The organism is Nitrospirillum amazonense (genome assembly GCF_007828035.1).
Taxonomy (GTDB): Bacteria; Pseudomonadota; Alphaproteobacteria; order Azospirillales; family Azospirillaceae; genus Nitrospirillum; species Nitrospirillum amazonense.
Window position 1 is genome coordinate 51,105 of sequence record NZ_VITV01000007.1, and the last position, 16,782, is coordinate 67,886.

Sequence of the window (16,782 nt, forward strand, 5' to 3'; positions counted from 1 at the left end):
CCCCGCCCTCCCCGCCGGATGCCTTAGAGGCAAAAGTCGCTGGACATGACGCAGCTGCACCAGCCGCCCGCGACCTCGTCCAGGTCGTCGTCGGACAAGTCCGTCGGCCGCGCCGGCAGCACCAGCGTGTACCGGGTCGGCGTGTTCTCCAGCACCGTCACGGTCAGGCCCGCCGGCACGGCCAGGCCCTCGGCCTGCAGGACCGTCACCGGATCGGCCATCAGCCGTGCCTTGAACCCATCGTCGGACCAAGCCTTGGCCACCACCCGGCCATAGGCCCGGGCGCTGTCTTCCCCCACCATCTCGTCTCTCCTCGATGTCAAACGCCTTGATGCCAAAAGGAAAGTTCGGTCCCCGTCAGAGCTGGGCCCCGAACCTCAGAGACTGAGTTCACAGATAACGCTCCAGCGGCAGGCGCCCCCGGCGGCCCGGTCCAGGTCTTCGTCGGACAGGTCCGTCGGCCGCGCCGGCAAGACCAAGGTCTGGACCGTGGCGCTGTCCTCCACCACCTTGAAGGTGACGCCGGCCGGTAGCGCCAGGCCTTCGGCCTTCAGGATCGCGGCCGGATCGGCCAACAACTTGGCCTTGAAGCCCTCATCGGCCCAGGCCTTGGCGATGACACGACCGGTGATCTTCAGGTTCTCTTCCGCGTTCATGCTCATACTCCCCCATCTTGAGTGGCGCAGCCGACTGCTTGCCCAATACCGGTCGCCTTCGTACCGTTATTGACGTGGCCATGTACTGGCTGCCGATCTCGAGTGAGAGTATTTACGGGGCCGGATCTTGTCTGTAGAACAAACGCGCGACACTGGCTGTCGCACACCCCTGTATGGCAGTGTCCCTCATGCAGCCCATGCCCACCACAGCCCAGGCACCGTCCCGTGTGGCCGTCGCGATCGTCGAGGACGACGCCGGCTTCCTGGACGCGCTGCGCCAGGCGGTCCGGACCGCGGACGATCTGCGGCTGTCGGGCGTCGCCGCCACCCGCGCCGACGGGCTGGCGTTGCTGGACGGGCCGCCGGCAGACGTGCTGCTGGTCGACCTGGGCCTGCCCGATGGCAGCGGCATCGACATCATCCGCGCCGCCGCCCAGCGCTGGCCGGAATGCGCCATCATGGTCAGTTCCAGTTTCGGTGATGAGACGCACGTCATGCGCTCGATCGAGGCCGGGGCGGCGGGCTATCTGCTGAAAGACAGCGCGCCGGTCCGCATTGTCGATGAAATCCGCAGCCTGGCCGCCGGCGGCAGCCCCATCAGCCCCATCATCGCCCGGCAGATCCTGCTGCGCTTCCGCGACCGTGGGACGGACCTGACGCCCCCGCCGATGGCCGAGACCGGCCCGGCCGGGACGGAAGCCCCGGAGGAGACCCCATCCCTGCTGTCGCCGCGCGAGAAGGAAGTGCTGTCCCTCATCACCAAGGGCTTCACCACGGTGGAGGTGGCGCGGATGCTGGACCTGTCACACTTCACCGTCCGCACCTTCGTGCGGCGCATTTATAGCAAGCTGGAGGTCACCTCCAAGGCGGAGGCCATTTATGAGGCCAGGACGCTGGGCCTGCTGAACGGTTGATCCCTTGGCCCCGCGACCGCCGCTGATGACCTTCCGTCCCGCGTCCCTGCTGGCCGCCGCCGTCCTGCTGTTCTCCGCGATGTCGCTGCTGATCGCCGGCGTCCATGACATGGTGGGTGAACCGGGGAAGGCCGTGCACCTGACGCGGGCCGAGATTCTGCTGGCCGACGGTGGCACGCCGTCCCGGCCGCCCACAACGTTGGATGGCGGGTCGCCGACCGGCGCCTGGCAGGCTATCGGCCTGCCTTATGCCGAACCCATGGTTCCGGTCGATCGCACCGTGCCGGCCATGGCACCCGGCTATCCCGCCAACACCTGGATCCGGCTGTCGGCACCCGACCTGACGGCGGGGCCCGGTCCGATGGCCCTGTATGGCGCCCGCATCGACACCGACGGCCCCTACGCCATTTACGTGAACGGCAGGCTGGTGGACTGGCAGCAGCGGCAGGGCCGCCCGTGGAACGGCCTGTTCACACCCCTATGGGTGGTGCTGGACCAGGACGCCAATGGCGGGCCGCCGACCGACATCCTGATCCGCCTGGACCACGCCCCGACCACGCCGGTGGCCCTGTCCACCCTGTGGCTGGGGCCGGAACCGGCCTTGAACCTTCGCCACCGCGTGCGTCAGCTGCTGCAGCGTGAGCTGCCCATGGCGTTGAACTCCGCCTTCCTGGCGGTCGGTGTGTTCGCGCTGGTCGTCTGGTTCCGGCGCCGGCACGACACCGGCTATCTGCTGTTCTTCGGCCTGGCCGCGATTTCGTTCGCGGCCCATCTGCATTTCTACCTGGATGTGCCCATCACCAGCGACTGGTTCGCCTGGCTGACCATCAACGCCCTGTTTTGGCTGATCGTCATCCTTCACCTTTTCCTGCGCATGTTGCATGGCCGGCCGCTGACGCTGCTGACCGGCGCCGTGGTGGGCGTGACCAGTATCCTGACCTTTCTGACCCTGCCCATGGTCGGCGTCCTTCCGGTGCTGCCCAGCACGCCTGTCATCGTGCCCCGCATCTACGCCGTGGCCCTGGTGATGGCGGCCACGGTCAGCGTGGTGGGCGTGGCCTGCGCCTGGCGCCGCTTCCCCGAGGCCAGGTTGCTGGCCGCCGCCCTGGCCATCTGCACCGTGCTGGGCCAGACCGATTGGATGATGCACAACCATGTGCTGAGCCCCGAGGGATGGTTCCTGGGCGCCTACACCAATGCCGTGACCTTCGCCATGTGCGGCACCGTGCTGTACCGGCGCTATATCGCCGCCATCGCGGAGGTGGAACGGGTGAACGCCAGCCTGGCGGAACGCCTGCGCGCCCGGGAAGCCGAACTGGAGGTGAGCCACCAGCGCCTGCGCGAGGCCGAACGGCGGCGGACCATAAGCGAGGAGCGCCAGCGCCTGATGCAGGACATGCACGATGGCGTGGGCGCCTCGCTGATCAGCGCCATCCGCTCCGTCGAAAAGGGAGCGGTGGACGACACCAAGGTCTCGCAAATCCTCAAGGGTTGCCTGGACGACCTGAAGTTGGCCATCGATTCCATGGAACCGGTGGATGCCGACCTGCTGCTGCTGCTGGCCTCGCTGCGCTACCGGTTGGAACCGCGGCTGGAAGGCTCCGGCATTACCCTGGTGTGGAACGTACAGGACTTGCCGACCCTGGAATGGCTGGACCCGTCCAGTGCCTTGCACATCCTGCGCATCCTGCAAGAGGGCATCGCCAACATCCTGCACCACGCCCAGGCCAGCCGCATCCGCCTGGACACCATCCCCGACACCCAGGGTGATGCGCCCGGTGTCCGCGTCACCATCGAGGACGACGGCCGGGGCTTCGACGCTGAAGCGACCGTGGCCTCCCCTTCCGGGCGCGGCCTGCGCAACCAGCAGCGCCGCGCCCAAGCCCTGGGTGGCATGGTCGCCTGGAATTCCAGCCCCTCGGGCACCCGTTTCAGCCTGTGGCTGCCACTCAACCGCGACATGCCCGTGGCTGCCGGCTGACGCCTTCGCGAGCGACGGAACTTAAGCTCCCATAGCGGCCGCGATTGATACGGCCGGCGCTCGGACACCCCAAGGGCGGCGCCAATGGGAAGTGAATCCGTCCGCTGATTCCGGACGGGGACCAACCCGTATCTGGATAATACGGCTGGACCTTAGAAAAAGATGTCTTCCAGATCGTCCGCCGTGGCGGCCGGTCCGGGCACCGCCGCTGGCGCCTGGTTCTTTCCGGGCGCGAACCGGTCCAGCACCTGGCGTTCGCGGGCCATGGTGTAGCTGCGGGCCATCTGGGCGATCAGCGGCTCGGCCCGCGCTGGGACGTTACCCAGGTGCGGGCCCGGAGCGAGGAGGGCCAGGTCGGCTGCGGCCTGCCGCAGCACCTGGCCCATTTCACCATGTGCGGCGGCCCGATCCACCGTTTCCTGCAGAAGGTCCACCACCGTCTCGCCATCCCGTTCCAGGGTCTGCAGGGCGGCAGCGAGGTTCTGGCCGGCGGTTCCCAAGCGGGCGATGGAACGCGCCATGATGTCGGCCATGGCCGCGGTATCCGCAGCACTGGTGTCGCGCGCCTGCCCCGACAGGCTGGCGGCGATGGCGGCGATTTGGTCCAGTTCGCCCATCACGCCGTTGGCCTCCACCGCGATCTCATTGGCGTAGAGGCGCAATTCCTGCGCGATGATCGACAGCGGCCGACCAACGGTGCCCAGCCGGCCACAGCGTAGGCTGGTGTTCAGGCCCATGATGCGGATGTCCGCCTCCAGGGCGCGCATGGTGCCGATCTGGCTGGCCAGCCGCGTGGTCGCTTCCGACACCGACGCTGCCACCTCGTCAGCCTGGCGCCGCGCCGCGCCATAGCCCTGCAATAGGGCATCGACCTCTGCGACCTCCCCTTCCAGTTCACCCACAAAGGTGCCCTGCTGGCTGCCGGAGGCACCGAAGGCGTCATGCCCCAGGTTCAGGATGTCGCGGGCGTCGCGTGCCAGGTCGCGCAGCGAGGTCAGTATCTGCCCGATCTCCTGCGCCAGTTCGTCCGCCGTGTCGTCCAATTGCGCCGCCTGCAGGCGGCAGCAAAACCCCGTGGTCGTCGCCACGTCATCGGGGGTGGGGGCGCCGTCAGGCTGGCGTGGACCGGCCTGGGCCGCCATCTCCGACACCAGGCCCAGGGCGTAATCGACATGTTCCATGCGCTGGCGCGTGATGTCCCCCACCTGCAGCGCCATGACCGCCAGGCCGATGCGCTTGGCGATGTCCTGGGAACGCTGGCCGACGGTGGCGGCGATGGCGCCCGCCCGCCCGCCACGATCGACCACCGTGCCGATGCTGTGGGCCAGCCGCTGGGGAACGGTGCGGATGGCGGTCGCCTGCCGCGCATCCAGGGCGGATTGGTCGGCGGCGGCGGCCTGCAAGTGCCGGCCCACACCCGCCAGTTCAGCGGCGAATTGGTCCAGGCTGGCCTGCGCCAGCCCCAGTGTGCGCCGGATTTCGGTGGCGAAGTTCATGAACTCGGCACTGGTGTCGCCGATGACCGCCGCGGCGATCTTGGCGTTGGTGGCCAGCATGCCGACGCCCTTGATCGACTTGTCCATACGCGCCAGCCTGCCGGTTATGGCCGTGACCAGCGCGGTCAGCGTGCGGAAGGACCCCGCCTCGCCGCCGGGGTTCAGGGCTGAGACGAAGCGCGCCACCTGCGACAGATCCTGCGTGGCCAGGCGCAGGCCGTCCCCCTTCATCTCGTCGGACAGCGTATCGAAGGTGCGGGTCAACGCCGTCAGGATGTCAGCCGAGGTTTCCAAGCGGCGGCCGATATCCAGGAAACGCGTGTCGGTCGATATGGACGCGGCCCTGATCGCCTTGGCCACGGTATCCAGATCCCTGCCCATGCGTATCCCCAGTCAATTTTTCGGCGTGTTGATGGCCACTTTTCATCAAACAAGTAAATTGGTGGTTAATACTGGAGTGACCATTCACCCATGTGGTGATGTGGCATCATAATGAACCCGTGAACGTTGGACCGCCCCTCGCCCGCCTAACATCCCCCAAAGAGGGGGCGGCCTGGACGCCAATTGTGATGAAGTGTGACTTCTGGGCGATGACTGTAATGGTTTCAGAATTTTTGTTAATTGCCTATTTACATTGAATTTTATTCAAAATTCTTTCCGGCCATATTGATATATATCAGTCAATATGCCGGTTGTCATTTACACTTTATCAACCAACTACCCATAAGGTGCGTCAGTCCATCCGGTTTGATTGGCATTTGCGTTGGGAAAATTCTTTTAAAGGCAAATCCTTCTCACTGATCAATAAATTCGCGACCGGCGAATACCGGCCGCAAAAGGCGAACCCATGTTCTTTTCAAAGCAACTCAAGCGGGGTGCCTATGATGCCGAAATCCTCGAATGACGATGTCGGGAAAGTCGTTTTTGAGGGCGCCCGCACACTGCGTAACGCCGAAGAGACACATGCGGCCCTCCTGAGCGCGATGAAGGCCCATGCCGTTCTGGAAATAGACTGCGGCGCGCTGGACGAGGTGGACATCAGCTTTGTCCAACTGCTGCTCGCCGCCCGGAAAAGCGCCAGGGATGCCCAGCGGGTACTCAAGCTGGCGCAGCCGGTTTCCGGGCCGCTGCGCGACACGCTGCACCGGGGCGGCTTCCTCATGACCGCAGAACTGGCGGCCGGTGTCCCCGCCCCCGCCGACCAGACCACCGATAGCGATTTCTGGCTGCACACGGAGGCACGATGATGGCCAAGACCGTCCTGAGCGTTGATGATTCCTCCAGCGTCCGCCAGATGGTGAAGCTGACGCTGTCCGGCGCCGGATACGACGTCGTGCAGGCCAGCGACGGCGCCGAAGGGCTGGCCAAGGCCAAGGACACGGTGGTGGACCTGGTGGTCACCGACCTGAACATGCCGGTGATGAACGGGCTGGACCTCATCCGCGCGCTGCGCCAGCTGCCCGCCTATCGCGGCGTGCCGATCCTGTTCCTGACCACGGAATCCGATGCCGAGATGAAGCAGGCGGCCAAGGCCGCGGGTGCCACCGGCTGGATCACCAAGCCCTTCCAGCAGGAACAGCTGGTTGCCGTAGTGCGCAAGGTTCTGGGCGCATGAGCACGCTGGACCCGGCCACCATCTTCCGCCAGGAAGCGCAGGAACTGCTGGAGCAGCTGGAGCAGGCGCTGCTCGACCTTGAGCATGCGCCGGACGACGACGACCTGATCAACAGCGCCTTCCGCGCCCTTCATACCGTGAAGGGATCGGGGGCGATGTTCGGCTTCGATGCGGTGGCGACCTTCACCCACCATGTGGAGACGGCGTTCGACCTGGTGCGCAAGGGCAAGGTGGCACCCAGCCGCGCGCTGATCGCCGTGGGGCTGGCAGCCAAGGATCACATGCGGCTGCTGATCGAGACGCCCGACCTGGCGGAGGCCGCGGACGGCGACGCCATCCTGCAGTCGCTGAAGCAGATCGTGGGCGGCCCGTCGCCATCCATGGCGGCGGCTGAAGCCGCGCCGGAGCCGGAGGATGCACCGCAGGGAACGTCCCCGGAAGGCACGTCCACCTGGCGCATCCGCTTCCGGCTGGCCCGGGACGCCATGGCGATGGGAACCAATCCCCTGCTGCTGCTGGACGAGTTGCGCGGGTTGGGCGTGGCCACGGTGGTGGCGCGGACCGAAGGTGTGCCGGCGTTGGAGGAGATGGCGGCGACGGAGTGCCACTTGGCCTGGGACGTCGTGCTGACCACCAGCCAGCCCCGCACCGCGATCGAGGAAGTCTTCATGTTCGTGATCGACGACATGGAGTTGTCGATCGACGCCATCGGCATGGCCGGCGAAGGCCGCCGCATCGGCGAAATCCTGGTGGACCGGGGAGATGTGGCGCAGCAGGCGGTGGACGCCGCCGTGGCCGCGCAGATGCCCCTGGGCACGTTGCTGGTCAAATCGGGCGAAGTCTCCCCCGACACCCTGGCGGCGGCGCTGGCGGAGCAGCAGCATGTGCGTACCGGCCTCGGCGCCGCCGGGACCGGTCCCTCGGCTCTGCCAGGGAACCCGCAGGGCGGGGTCAAGGGCGCAGCCAAGGCGGTGGACAGCATCCGGGTGCCGGCCGAGCGGCTGGACGAGTTGATGGACAGGGTCGGCGAACTGGTGATCGTGCAGTCCCGCCTGTCGCAGGTCGCAGCGTTCAGCAACGACGCCGAAGTGAAGGCGATCGCCGAGGAGATCGAGCGCCTCGCGCACGAGCTGCGGGACACGACCATGGGGGTCCGCACGGTGCCCATCGGGTCCCTGTTCGGGCGTTTCCGCCGGCTGGTCCACGACCTGGCCAACGAGCTGGGCAAGCGCATCGAACTGGTAACGGTGGGTGAGGAAACCGAACTCGACAAGACGGTCATCGAACGCCTCAACGACCCGCTGATCCACCTGATCCGCAATGCCATCGACCATGGCCTGGAGGCGCCGGAGGGGCGCGCGGCGGCGGGCAAGCCGGCGGCGGGGCGCATCACCCTGACCGCCTGCCATGCCGGGGCCGAGGTCATGGTATCCATCAGCGACGACGGCCGGGGCCTGGACCGCGCGCGCATCCAATCCCGCGCCGAGGACCAGGGACTGATCCCGGCCGGCGCCAAGCTGTCGGACGCCGAACTGTTCCAGCTGATCTTCGAGCCCGGCTTCTCGACCGCGAAAGAGGTGACCAGCCTGTCCGGCCGCGGCGTGGGCATGGATGTGGTGAAGCGCGCCATCGAAGGGTTGCGCGGCAAGATCGATATCGCCAGCACGCCCGGCGAGGGCACCCGGCTGACCCTGCGGCTGCCGCTGACGCTGGCCATCATCGACGGCCTGCTGGTGCGCGTCGGCACCGGGCGCTACGCCTTGCCCCTGTCGGCGGTGGAGGAATGCGTGGAACTGTCGGCGGAGGAGGACGCGCGCTCACGCGGGCGCAGCTTCCTGAACATCCGGGGCGACTTGGTGCCCTTCCTGCGCCTGCGCGAGCTGTTCCAGGTGACAGAGCCTCCCGACCGCTACCAGAAGGCGGTGATCGTCTCCTTCGGCGGGCGGCGGGTTGGCCTGGTGGTGGACCAGGTGATCGGCAATCACCAGACCGTGATCAAGTCGCTGTCCAAGCTGCACGCCGATGTCGAGACCTTCGCCGGCGCCACCATCCTGGGCGACGGCGCCGTGGCCCTGATCCTGGACATCGCCAACTTGGTCAAGCTGGGCATGGCCTACGAGAACCGCTTCAAAGCCGCAAGCTGACGGCAGGGGGACATCATGACAGCATGGAAAAGCGGCGCGCCGCTGGAAGTCCTGACCCTGGGCCTGCAAGGCGAGGTTTTCGCCCTGGAGGCGGCGCACGTGCGCGAGATCCTCGACCTCATTCCCGTGACCGGCGTGCCCAACAGCCAGCCCTTCGTCGGCGGGCTGATCAATGTGCGTGGCAAGGTGGTGCCGCTGGCGGACCTGCGCCTGAAGTTCGGGATGGAGCTGCAGCCGCCGACCATCGACACCCGCATCGTCGTCACCGAGGTGATGATCGACGGGGACCCCGTGATCGTCGGCATCCGCGCCGACAAGGTGTACGAGATCACCCAGATGGCGGCCTCCGCCCTGGAAGAGACGCCGCGCATCGGTATGCGCTGGCGGCCGGAATACATCCGCTGCATCGCCAAGCGCGGTGCCGAATTCATCGTTGTCCTGGACCTGGAACGCATCTTCTCCCGCGGTGACGCGCGGGACGATGCGGCCACCCCATCCCAACGCTCCGCAGCCTGACGGGAGAACCTGATATGCGTGTTACCATCAAGCTGAAGTTGGCGTTGACCTTCGCCTTCATCATCATGCTCAGCACCGCCACGGCGGGGTTGGGCATCAGCAGCCTGGCCGCCATCAACACCACGATGCGCGACATGATCGCCGGCCCGGTGCAGAAGCTGCAATGGGCGGAAGAGGTGCTGGTCAACCTGGTCCAGATGGTGCGGGCCGAGAAGAACATGCTTCTTTCGACCAACCCCGAGCAGATCGAGAAGTACGACCAAGAGATCACGCGCTATCGCCAGGACTTCGCCGACCTGGTCGGAAAGGTCCAGGCCATCATCAGCGCGGAGGGCAAGCCAAAATGGCAGGCGCTGCAGGCGACCTGGCAGCAGTTCCTGGCCGCCGACGACAAGATGCGCGAGCTGGCCAAGCGCGGCGAACAGGCCAAGGCCCTGGAGATATCCGTGGGACCGGCGCGCCAGCTGGTGGGTGAGGCGCAGCGGCAGTTGGCCGACATCATCGAGCTCTACCGCACCCAGATGGCGCGCGCCGATGCCGACGCCGTCGCCCAATACGAAAGCGCGCGCCTGATGCTGGCCGTCGCCGTGCTGGCGTCGCTGCTGGTCGCCGTGGCGGCCGGAACCTGGATCGCGCTGGGCATCAGCCGCGGCCTGAACCGGGCGGGCGCCTTGGCCCAGGCCGTGGCGGACGGTGACCTGACCCGCACCGCCGAGGTGACGTCGCGCGACGAGGTGGGCGACCTCATGCGCCATATCAACAGCATGGTCGAGAAGCTGCGGGGGGTCGTGGGCGAGGCGACGTCGGCGTCGGAGAACGTGTCGTCGGGCAGCCAGGAGCTGTCGGCGACGGCGGAGGAGCTGTCGCAAGGGGCGACGGAGCAGGCGTCGGCGGCGGAGGAAGCGTCGGCGTCGATGGAGCAGATGGCGGCGAACATCAAGCAGAACGCGGACAACGCCAGCCAGACGGAGAAGATCGCGCGGCAGTCCGCGGCGGACGCGCAGACCAGCGGCGAGGCGGTGACGCGGGCGGTGCAGGCCATGCGGACGATCGCGGAGAAGATCACCATCGTGCAGGAGATCGCGCGCCAGACGGACCTGCTGGCCTTGAACGCGGCCGTGGAGGCGGCGCGGGCGGGCGAGCACGGCCGCGGCTTTGCCGTGGTGGCATCGGAGGTGCGCAAGCTGGCGGAGCGCAGCCAGACGGCGGCGGCGGAGATCAGCACCATGTCGTCGCAGACGGTGCAGGCGGCGCAGGAGGCGGGTGAGATGCTGACGCGCCTGGTGCCGGACATCAAGAAGACGGCGGAGCTGGTGGCGGAGATTAGCGCGGCCTGCCGGGAGCAGGACATCGGCGGGGAGCAGATCAACCAGGCAATCCAGCAGCTGGACAAGGTGACGCAGCAGAACGCCAGCGCGTCGGAACAGATGTCGGCGACGTCGGAGGAGCTGGCGGCGCAGTCGGAGCAGTTGCAGGCCAGCATCGCCTACTTCCGGGTGGATGGGGCAGCGCCCGCGTCGGTCGCGGCCGCGCGCCGGCCGTCGCGGCCGGTGGCCAGCGCCGCCAAGCCGGCGCCCGCACCCGCGCGCCCGGCGAACCTGCGGGCCGTGAATGGGCACGGGCACGGACACAATGGCCGCGTGGTCCCGGCGTCGGTTCGCGTCGGGGCCGGGCGCAAGGCCGCCGCCGGCTTCGCCCTGGACCTGAGCAACGGCGCCGGCGATGCGCGCGACGCCGAGTTCGAGAAGTACTGAGGTCCCGAGGCCATCATGAACAGCCTGACCCAAACCTCGCGGGAGGCGCAGTTCGTCACGCTCGGCATCGAGCGCGAGATCTACGCTGTCCCGGTCGAAGCGGTGGTGGAAATCCTGGACATGCGGCCGGTGTTCCGCATCCCGGAAACCCCGCCCTACCTTGTCGGACTGATCGACGTCCGGGGCCGGGGTGTGCCGGTGATCGACCTGCGGCTGAAACTGGGCCTGTCGCCCGGCATCCCCTCGGAACATACCCGCATCCTAGTCCTGCATGTCCCGATCAACGGGCGGGACATCGCCCTGGGCCTGATGGCGGACCGGGTGTTCGAGGTCCTGCCGCTGGACCTAAGCCAACTGGAGACACCGCCGGATATCGGGGTGTCGTGGCGCTCCGACTACATTCGTGGCGTGGGCCGCCGCGGCGACGGCTTCGTCATCGTCTTCGACCTGGCGACACTGTTCACCGCCGACGAGGCGTCGGTCATCGGGCGTAAGGCCGTGCCCGACCTGGCGGCCAGCGCCTCCGCCCAACCGCTGCCGGCGGCCGCCACCCTTTAAGACAATTCGACGATCAAGGATCCTTCGCGATGCGCATGACCATCAAGCTGAAACTGGGGCTGACCTTCGCGGTCATCGTCGCGTTGTCGACCACCAGCGCCGTCCTGGGCATACAGAAACTGGCCGCCCTGGATGAAAGCCTGCACCACATGGCCCAGGGGCCGATGCAGCAGATCAAGCTGGCCCAGGATCTCTACACCGACCTCATGACCGTGACGCGGTCGGAGAAGAGCCTGCTGCTGGCGGACAGCAAGGAGCTGGTGAGCCAGTATGAGGCGCGGATCGCCAAGGAACAGCAGGCCCTGGAGGCCGATCGCGCCAAGCTGGACTCCCTCACCAGCGGTGAAAGCAACAAGAAGGTGGCGGCCTTTACCGCCGTTTGGAAACAATTCCTGCCCATCCAGAATCGGGTTATCGCCCTGGCGAAAAGTGAGCAGCGGGACGAGGCCGTGCGCCTGTCCCGCGTCGAGGGGCGGCAGGTGCTGGACAGCGCCGACGCGGCGCTGGACGAGGTGGTGGCCCTGGCCCAGGCGAACATGACGCAGACCGAAGCCGCGGCCACCGCCCAGTATGACACCGCGCGGACGGTGCTGACCGCCACGGTCGCCGTCTCGCTGTTGATCGCGCTGGCCGCCGCGACCTGGATCCTGATCAGCATCAGCCGGGGCCTGCAGGGCGCCATCCGCCTGGCCAACGGCGTCGCCCGCGGCGACCTGGACCAGTCGCTGGCCGTCAGGTCCGATGACGAGATCCGGGACATGGTGACCGCGCTGAACACCATGATGGACAATTTGCGGGCGACGGCCGGCATCGCCGACACGGTGGCCAATGGGGACCTGACGGTGGAGGCCACGCCCCTGTCCGACAAGGATACGCTGGGCATCGCGCTGAAGCGCATGATCGCCAACCTGCGGGCCACGGCGCAGGTAGCCGACACGGTCGCCGACGGCGACCTGACGGTGGAGGCCACGCCCCTGTCCGACAAGGATACGCTGGGCCTGGCGCTGAAGCGCATGGTCGAGAAGCTGCGGGATGTCGTGGGCGAGGCGACGTCGGCGTCGGACAACGTGTCGTCGGGCAGCCAGGAGCTGTCGGCGACGGCGGAGGAGCTGTCGCAAGGGGCGACGGAGCAGGCGTCGGCGGCGGAGGAAGCATCGGCATCGATGGAGCAGATGGCGGCGAACATCAAGCAGAACGCGGACAACGCCAGCCAGACGGAGAAGATCGCGCGGCAGTCCGCGGCGGACGCGCAGACCAGCGGCGAGGCGGTGACGCGAGCGGTGCAGGCCATGCGGACGATCGCGGAGAAGATCACCATCGTGCAGGAGATCGCGCGCCAGACGGACCTGCTGGCCTTGAACGCGGCCGTGGAGGCGGCGCGGGCGGGCGAGCACGGCCGGGGCTTCGCCGTGGTGGCATCGGAGGTGCGCAAACTGGCGGAGCGCAGCCAGACGGCGGCGGCGGAGATCAGCACCATGTCGTCGCAGACGGTGCAGGCGGCGCAGGAGGCGGGTGAGATGCTGACGCGCCTGGTGCCGGACATCAAGAAGACGGCGGAGCTGGTGGCGGAGATTAGCGCGGCCTGCCGGGAGCAGGACATCGGCGGGGAGCAGATCAACCAGGCAATCCAGCAGCTGGACAAGGTGACGCAGCAGAACGCCAGCGCGTCGGAACAGATGTCGGCGACGTCGGAGGAGCTGGCGGCGCAGTCGGAGCAGTTGCAGGCCAGCATCGCCTACTTCCGGGTGGATGGGGCAGCGCCCGCGTCGGTCGCGGCCGCGCGCCGGCCGTCGCGGCCGGTGGCCAGCGCCGCCAAGCCGGCGCCCGCCCCTACGCGCCCGGCGAACCTGCGGACCGCGAATGGGCACGGGCCCGGGCACAATGGCCGCGCGGCACCGGTAGCCGCGCGCGTCGGGGCCGGGCGCAAGGCCGCCGCCGGCTTCGCCCTGGACCTGAGCAACGGCGCCGGCGATGCCCGCGACGCCGAGTTCGAGAAGTACTGAGTGTTGGCGGATCACGGGGAGGCGGCCTCCAGGGCGGCAGCGGTGGCTGCCGCCGACCGCCTCGGCGCACGCGACTTTCGTCGGCTGGCCGCCTTCATCCAGGATTACAGCGGCATCAAGATGCCCGAGAGCAAGCGGACCATGGTCGAGGGCCGCCTGCGCAAACGGGTGGTGGCGACCGGTGCGGCCGACCTGGCGGACTATTGCGCGCGTCTTTTCGATGGCGGCGGCCTGGCGGACGAGGCCATCCACCTGATCGACGTCGTCACCACCAACAAGACGGAGTTCTTCCGCGAGCAGGAGCATTTCCGCATCCTGGAGGAGGTGGCGCTGCCGGAACTGCTGGCCCGGCGCCGCGCCGGGCCGTACACCAGCCTGAAAGTCTGGAGCACCGCCAGCTCGATCGGCGCCGAACCCTACACCCTGGCCATGGTCCTGGCCGACGCCAGCCAGCGTCATGGCGGCTTCCGGGTCGACATCGTGGCCACCGACATCTCGACCCGTGTGCTGGAAACGGCTGCCACCGCCATCTATCCGGAGGAGATGATCGCCCCCGTGCCGCCGGAAATGCGCCAGCGCTACCTGCTGCGCTCCAAGGACCGGGCCCGGCGCCTGGTGCGCATCGTGCCCGAGCTGCGCCGCATGGTCCGGTTCGGCCGGCTGAACCTGATGGACGCGACATATCCGGTCGATCGCGACCTGGACGTCATCTTCTGCCGCAACATCCTGATCTACTTTGACAAGCCGACGCAGCAGGCGGTGTTGACCCGCCTGTGCGACCACCTGCGCCCCGGCGGCTACCTGTTCCTGGGGCATTCGGAATCCCTGGCGGGATCCGGCCTGCCGATGCGTCCGCTGGGCGCCAGCGTCTTCCGGCGGGAGTGATCGGCCATGCCCCGCAAGATCCGTGTGCTGGTCATCGACGATTCCGCATCGGTCCGCCAGGTCATGACCGACATCCTGCAATCGGACCCCGGGATCGACGTGATGGCGACGGCGTCCGACCCGTTCGTCGCCGCGCGCCGCATCCAGCAGGAGGTGCCGGACGTCATCACCCTGGATGTGGAGATGCCCCGCATGGACGGCATCACCTTCCTGCGGCGGTTGATGTCACAGCGGCCGGTCCCGGTGGTCATTTGCTCCTCGCTGGCCGAGGCAGGATCGGAAACGGCCAACCAGGCCTGGGACGCCGGCGCCGTCGATATCATCCTGAAGCCCCGCGTGGGCACGGCCGAGTTCCTGCAGGACGCCAAGATCCGCATCTGCGATGTCGTGAAGGCGGCGGCCCGGGCCCAGCTGAAGCATGTGCCCGCGGCCCCGCGCGTGCGCGAGCCGGAGCGCAAGCTGACCGCCGACGTCGTCCTGCCGCCTCCGCTGGTCCGCCACCACGCCATGGCCCGGACCACGGAAACCGTGGTCTGCATCGGCGCATCGACCGGGGGCACTGAATCCCTGCGAGTGGTGTTGGAAAGGCTGCCCGCCGCCAGCCCGGGCATCGTGGTGGTGCAGCACATGCCGGAGAAGTTCACCGAAGCCTTCGCCCGCCGGCTGAACGGCCTGTGCGAGATGGAGGTCAAGGAGGCGGAGGACGGGGACACGGTGATGCGCGGGCGGGTGCTGATCGCGCCCGGGAACCGCCACATGCTGCTGCAGCGCAGTGGTGCCCGTTATTACGTCTCGGTCAAGGACGGCCCCCTGGTGTCACGCCATCGGCCGTCCGTCGATGTGCTGTTCCGGTCGGCGGCCACCCATGTCGGCCCCAACGCCATCGGCATCCTCATGACCGGCATGGGCGACGACGGCGCGCGCGGACTGCTGGAGATGAAGGGGGCCGGTGCCCATACCATCGCCCAGGACGAGGCCACCTCCGTCGTCTTCGGCATGCCGCGGGAGGCCATCGCCCTGGGCGCCGCCGGCAAGATCCTGCCCCTGGATCAGCTGGCGACGGAAATCATCCGGGCTGGCAACCGGTGATCCCCATCCCACGGCATCCCATCCCATGACACGGGGGTGGGCGGGGGCGGCGGTGACCTACCGCCGCAGATGGAACTCGCGGCGGGCATTGGACCAGTAGATCTTGTCGATCACGGCCTTCGGCAGGCCCAGGCCCTTGACCTCGGCGTTCAGCGCGTCGATCCGCTGGCTGCCGGTGGTGGCCAGGTATCGCCAGTCCGAGCGCCAGAAATGATCGGCCTCCGCCGTGATTCCACCCTCTTCACGGGGCGGGTTCTGGGCGCGCTCCTGCGGTGAGGGCGGGTTGTCGGTCAGGTCGGTGCCGTATAGCAGCCGGTCCTGGTAGCGGATGAAGAAGGCCCGCACCTTGTCGTGATCGCGCACCGACTGGTACTGCACATTGGTCAGGCGGGCGGCCAGGTCGACCACCGCGTTGGGATGGGCGTCCAGAAACTTGGCCAACAGGTCGACGTCCCATTCCAGGCTGCCCATGTGCGCCCCGTCCACCGCCAGGTTGGGATGGCGTTCGATCATCCGGTCGCGCGCGGCCAGGATGGTCTCAAGGCTCGGCTGCTCGGGATGCAGGTACATGTGGTACTCGGGGTGCTCGCGGAAATAGCTGCGGTCGTTTTCCGTCGTCATCTGGTCCAGGGGCAGCCAGCAATTCTTCGGCTCGCCCTGATGTGCGATCAGCGGGATGCGCCTTTCGGCCAGATGGTTCATCACCGGGTCGAAGCCGGGATCATCGAGCATGATCAACTGGCCCTGGGCGTTCCTTTCCACCATGCCGATGTTCTTCCACACCTTGACCGCCAGCGCGCCCTGGGCGAATTCCGCGTCCAGGTGGCGGATGGTGGCGGCGGCCCATCCTTTCCCGCCGTATCCCTTCATGGAAAAGGTGGTCGCGAAGTGAAAGCGCCCGGGGTCCAGCGTCTTCAGCGCGTGCGCCACCTTGGCCTGGTCGGCCAGCGGCGGGAAATCAGGGTAGTCAACGTTGATCGACAGCAGCTCGAACCCGTCCTTGCGGGCGATGTCGAGGAACTCGTGCCCCTGCCGGTTGGCGTGGACATGGGCGTCGAACTTGGGCACCGAGGCGAAATCCGCCTCGGTGTAGAGCAATTCGTCGGCGTTCGCCGCGAACGCGATCAGCGTCACGGCGAACGCCAGTGCAAGCTTGGACATGGGGTCGCCC

Annotated in this window: 15 protein-coding genes; 11 read left to right on the forward strand and 4 right to left on the reverse strand. The window is 67.6% G+C overall.

From position 1 onward, the window contains the following. Window positions 1–23: 23 nt before the first annotated feature. Window positions 24–302 carry an NHLP leader peptide family RiPP precursor gene (locus FBZ87_RS19215; protein WP_145612217.1) on the reverse strand — a complete coding sequence of 93 codons (279 nt, stop codon included), beginning with the start codon at window positions 300–302 and terminating at the stop codon, window positions 24–26. Between the two features lie 75 nt (window positions 303–377). Further along, window positions 378–656 (reverse strand): NHLP leader peptide family RiPP precursor, encoded by a 279-nt coding sequence (locus tag FBZ87_RS19220; protein ID WP_145612218.1) that lies wholly within the window; start codon window positions 654–656, stop codon window positions 378–380. Window positions 657–844: 188 nt separating this feature from the next. On the opposite strand from FBZ87_RS19220, the gene FBZ87_RS19225 reads away from it, so the two are divergent. After that, window positions 845–1,570: a response regulator gene (locus tag FBZ87_RS19225; protein ID WP_145612219.1), complete on the forward strand. Its 726-nt coding sequence runs from the start codon at window positions 845–847 to the stop codon at window positions 1,568–1,570. A 25-nt stretch (window positions 1,571–1,595) separates the two neighbouring features. Further along, window positions 1,596–3,551 carry a sensor histidine kinase gene (locus tag FBZ87_RS19230; RefSeq protein ID WP_145612220.1) on the forward strand — a complete coding sequence of 652 codons (1,956 nt, stop codon included), beginning with the start codon at window positions 1,596–1,598 and terminating at the stop codon, window positions 3,549–3,551. 152 nt (window positions 3,552–3,703) lie between these two features. On the opposite strand, the gene FBZ87_RS19235 is transcribed toward FBZ87_RS19230, so the two are convergent. Then, window positions 3,704–5,428 (reverse strand): chemotaxis protein, encoded by a 1,725-nt coding sequence (locus FBZ87_RS19235; protein ID WP_246134486.1) that lies wholly within the window; start codon window positions 5,426–5,428, stop codon window positions 3,704–3,706. A 347-nt stretch (window positions 5,429–5,775) separates the two neighbouring features. Here FBZ87_RS19235 and FBZ87_RS19240 point away from each other — a divergent pair, with 347 nt between their 5' ends. From FBZ87_RS19240 to FBZ87_RS19280, 9 genes are read left to right on the forward strand one after another with little or no spacing between them, the layout of a single operon-like run. Then, window positions 5,776–6,294 (forward strand): STAS domain-containing protein, encoded by a 519-nt coding sequence (locus tag FBZ87_RS19240; protein WP_246134487.1) that lies wholly within the window; start codon window positions 5,776–5,778, stop codon window positions 6,292–6,294. After that, entirely contained in the window at window positions 6,294–6,662 is a 369-nt protein-coding gene (locus tag FBZ87_RS19245; protein ID WP_186454873.1) for a response regulator, read from the forward strand. The genes FBZ87_RS19240 and FBZ87_RS19245 overlap by 1 nt, the downstream gene beginning before the upstream one ends. Then, complete coding sequence (locus tag FBZ87_RS19250; RefSeq protein WP_145612223.1) at window positions 6,659–8,806, forward strand: chemotaxis protein CheA; 2,148 nt, start codon at window positions 6,659–6,661, stop codon at window positions 8,804–8,806. Before FBZ87_RS19245 ends, FBZ87_RS19250 begins: the two co-directional genes overlap by 4 nt. Before the next feature lie 15 nt (window positions 8,807–8,821). After that, window positions 8,822–9,322 carry a chemotaxis protein CheW gene (locus FBZ87_RS19255; RefSeq protein ID WP_145612224.1) on the forward strand — a complete coding sequence of 167 codons (501 nt, stop codon included), beginning with the start codon at window positions 8,822–8,824 and terminating at the stop codon, window positions 9,320–9,322. 14 nt (window positions 9,323–9,336) lie between these two features. Then, the gene (locus FBZ87_RS19260; RefSeq protein WP_145612225.1) at window positions 9,337–11,076 is read left to right on the forward strand and encodes a methyl-accepting chemotaxis protein; all 1,740 of its coding nucleotides are present in this window, start codon (window positions 9,337–9,339) and stop codon (window positions 11,074–11,076) included. Window positions 11,077–11,091: 15 nt separating this feature from the next. After that, window positions 11,092–11,634: a chemotaxis protein CheW gene (locus tag FBZ87_RS19265; RefSeq protein ID WP_145612226.1), complete on the forward strand. Its 543-nt coding sequence runs from the start codon at window positions 11,092–11,094 to the stop codon at window positions 11,632–11,634. A gap of 29 nt (window positions 11,635–11,663) precedes the next feature. Further along, entirely contained in the window at window positions 11,664–13,637 is a 1,974-nt protein-coding gene (locus FBZ87_RS19270) for a methyl-accepting chemotaxis protein (RefSeq protein WP_145612227.1), read from the forward strand. Beyond that, the gene (locus tag FBZ87_RS19275) at window positions 13,638–14,522 is read left to right on the forward strand and encodes a CheR family methyltransferase (protein WP_246134488.1); all 885 of its coding nucleotides are present in this window, start codon (window positions 13,638–13,640) and stop codon (window positions 14,520–14,522) included. Between the two features lie 6 nt (window positions 14,523–14,528). Further along, entirely contained in the window at window positions 14,529–15,611 is a 1,083-nt protein-coding gene (locus FBZ87_RS19280; RefSeq protein ID WP_145612228.1) for a protein-glutamate methylesterase/protein-glutamine glutaminase, read from the forward strand. A 57-nt stretch (window positions 15,612–15,668) separates the two neighbouring features. On the opposite strand, the gene FBZ87_RS19285 is transcribed toward FBZ87_RS19280, so the two are convergent. Continuing rightward, entirely contained in the window at window positions 15,669–16,772 is a 1,104-nt protein-coding gene (locus FBZ87_RS19285) for an amidohydrolase family protein (protein WP_145612229.1), read from the reverse strand. Window positions 16,773–16,782 lie beyond the last annotated feature (10 nt).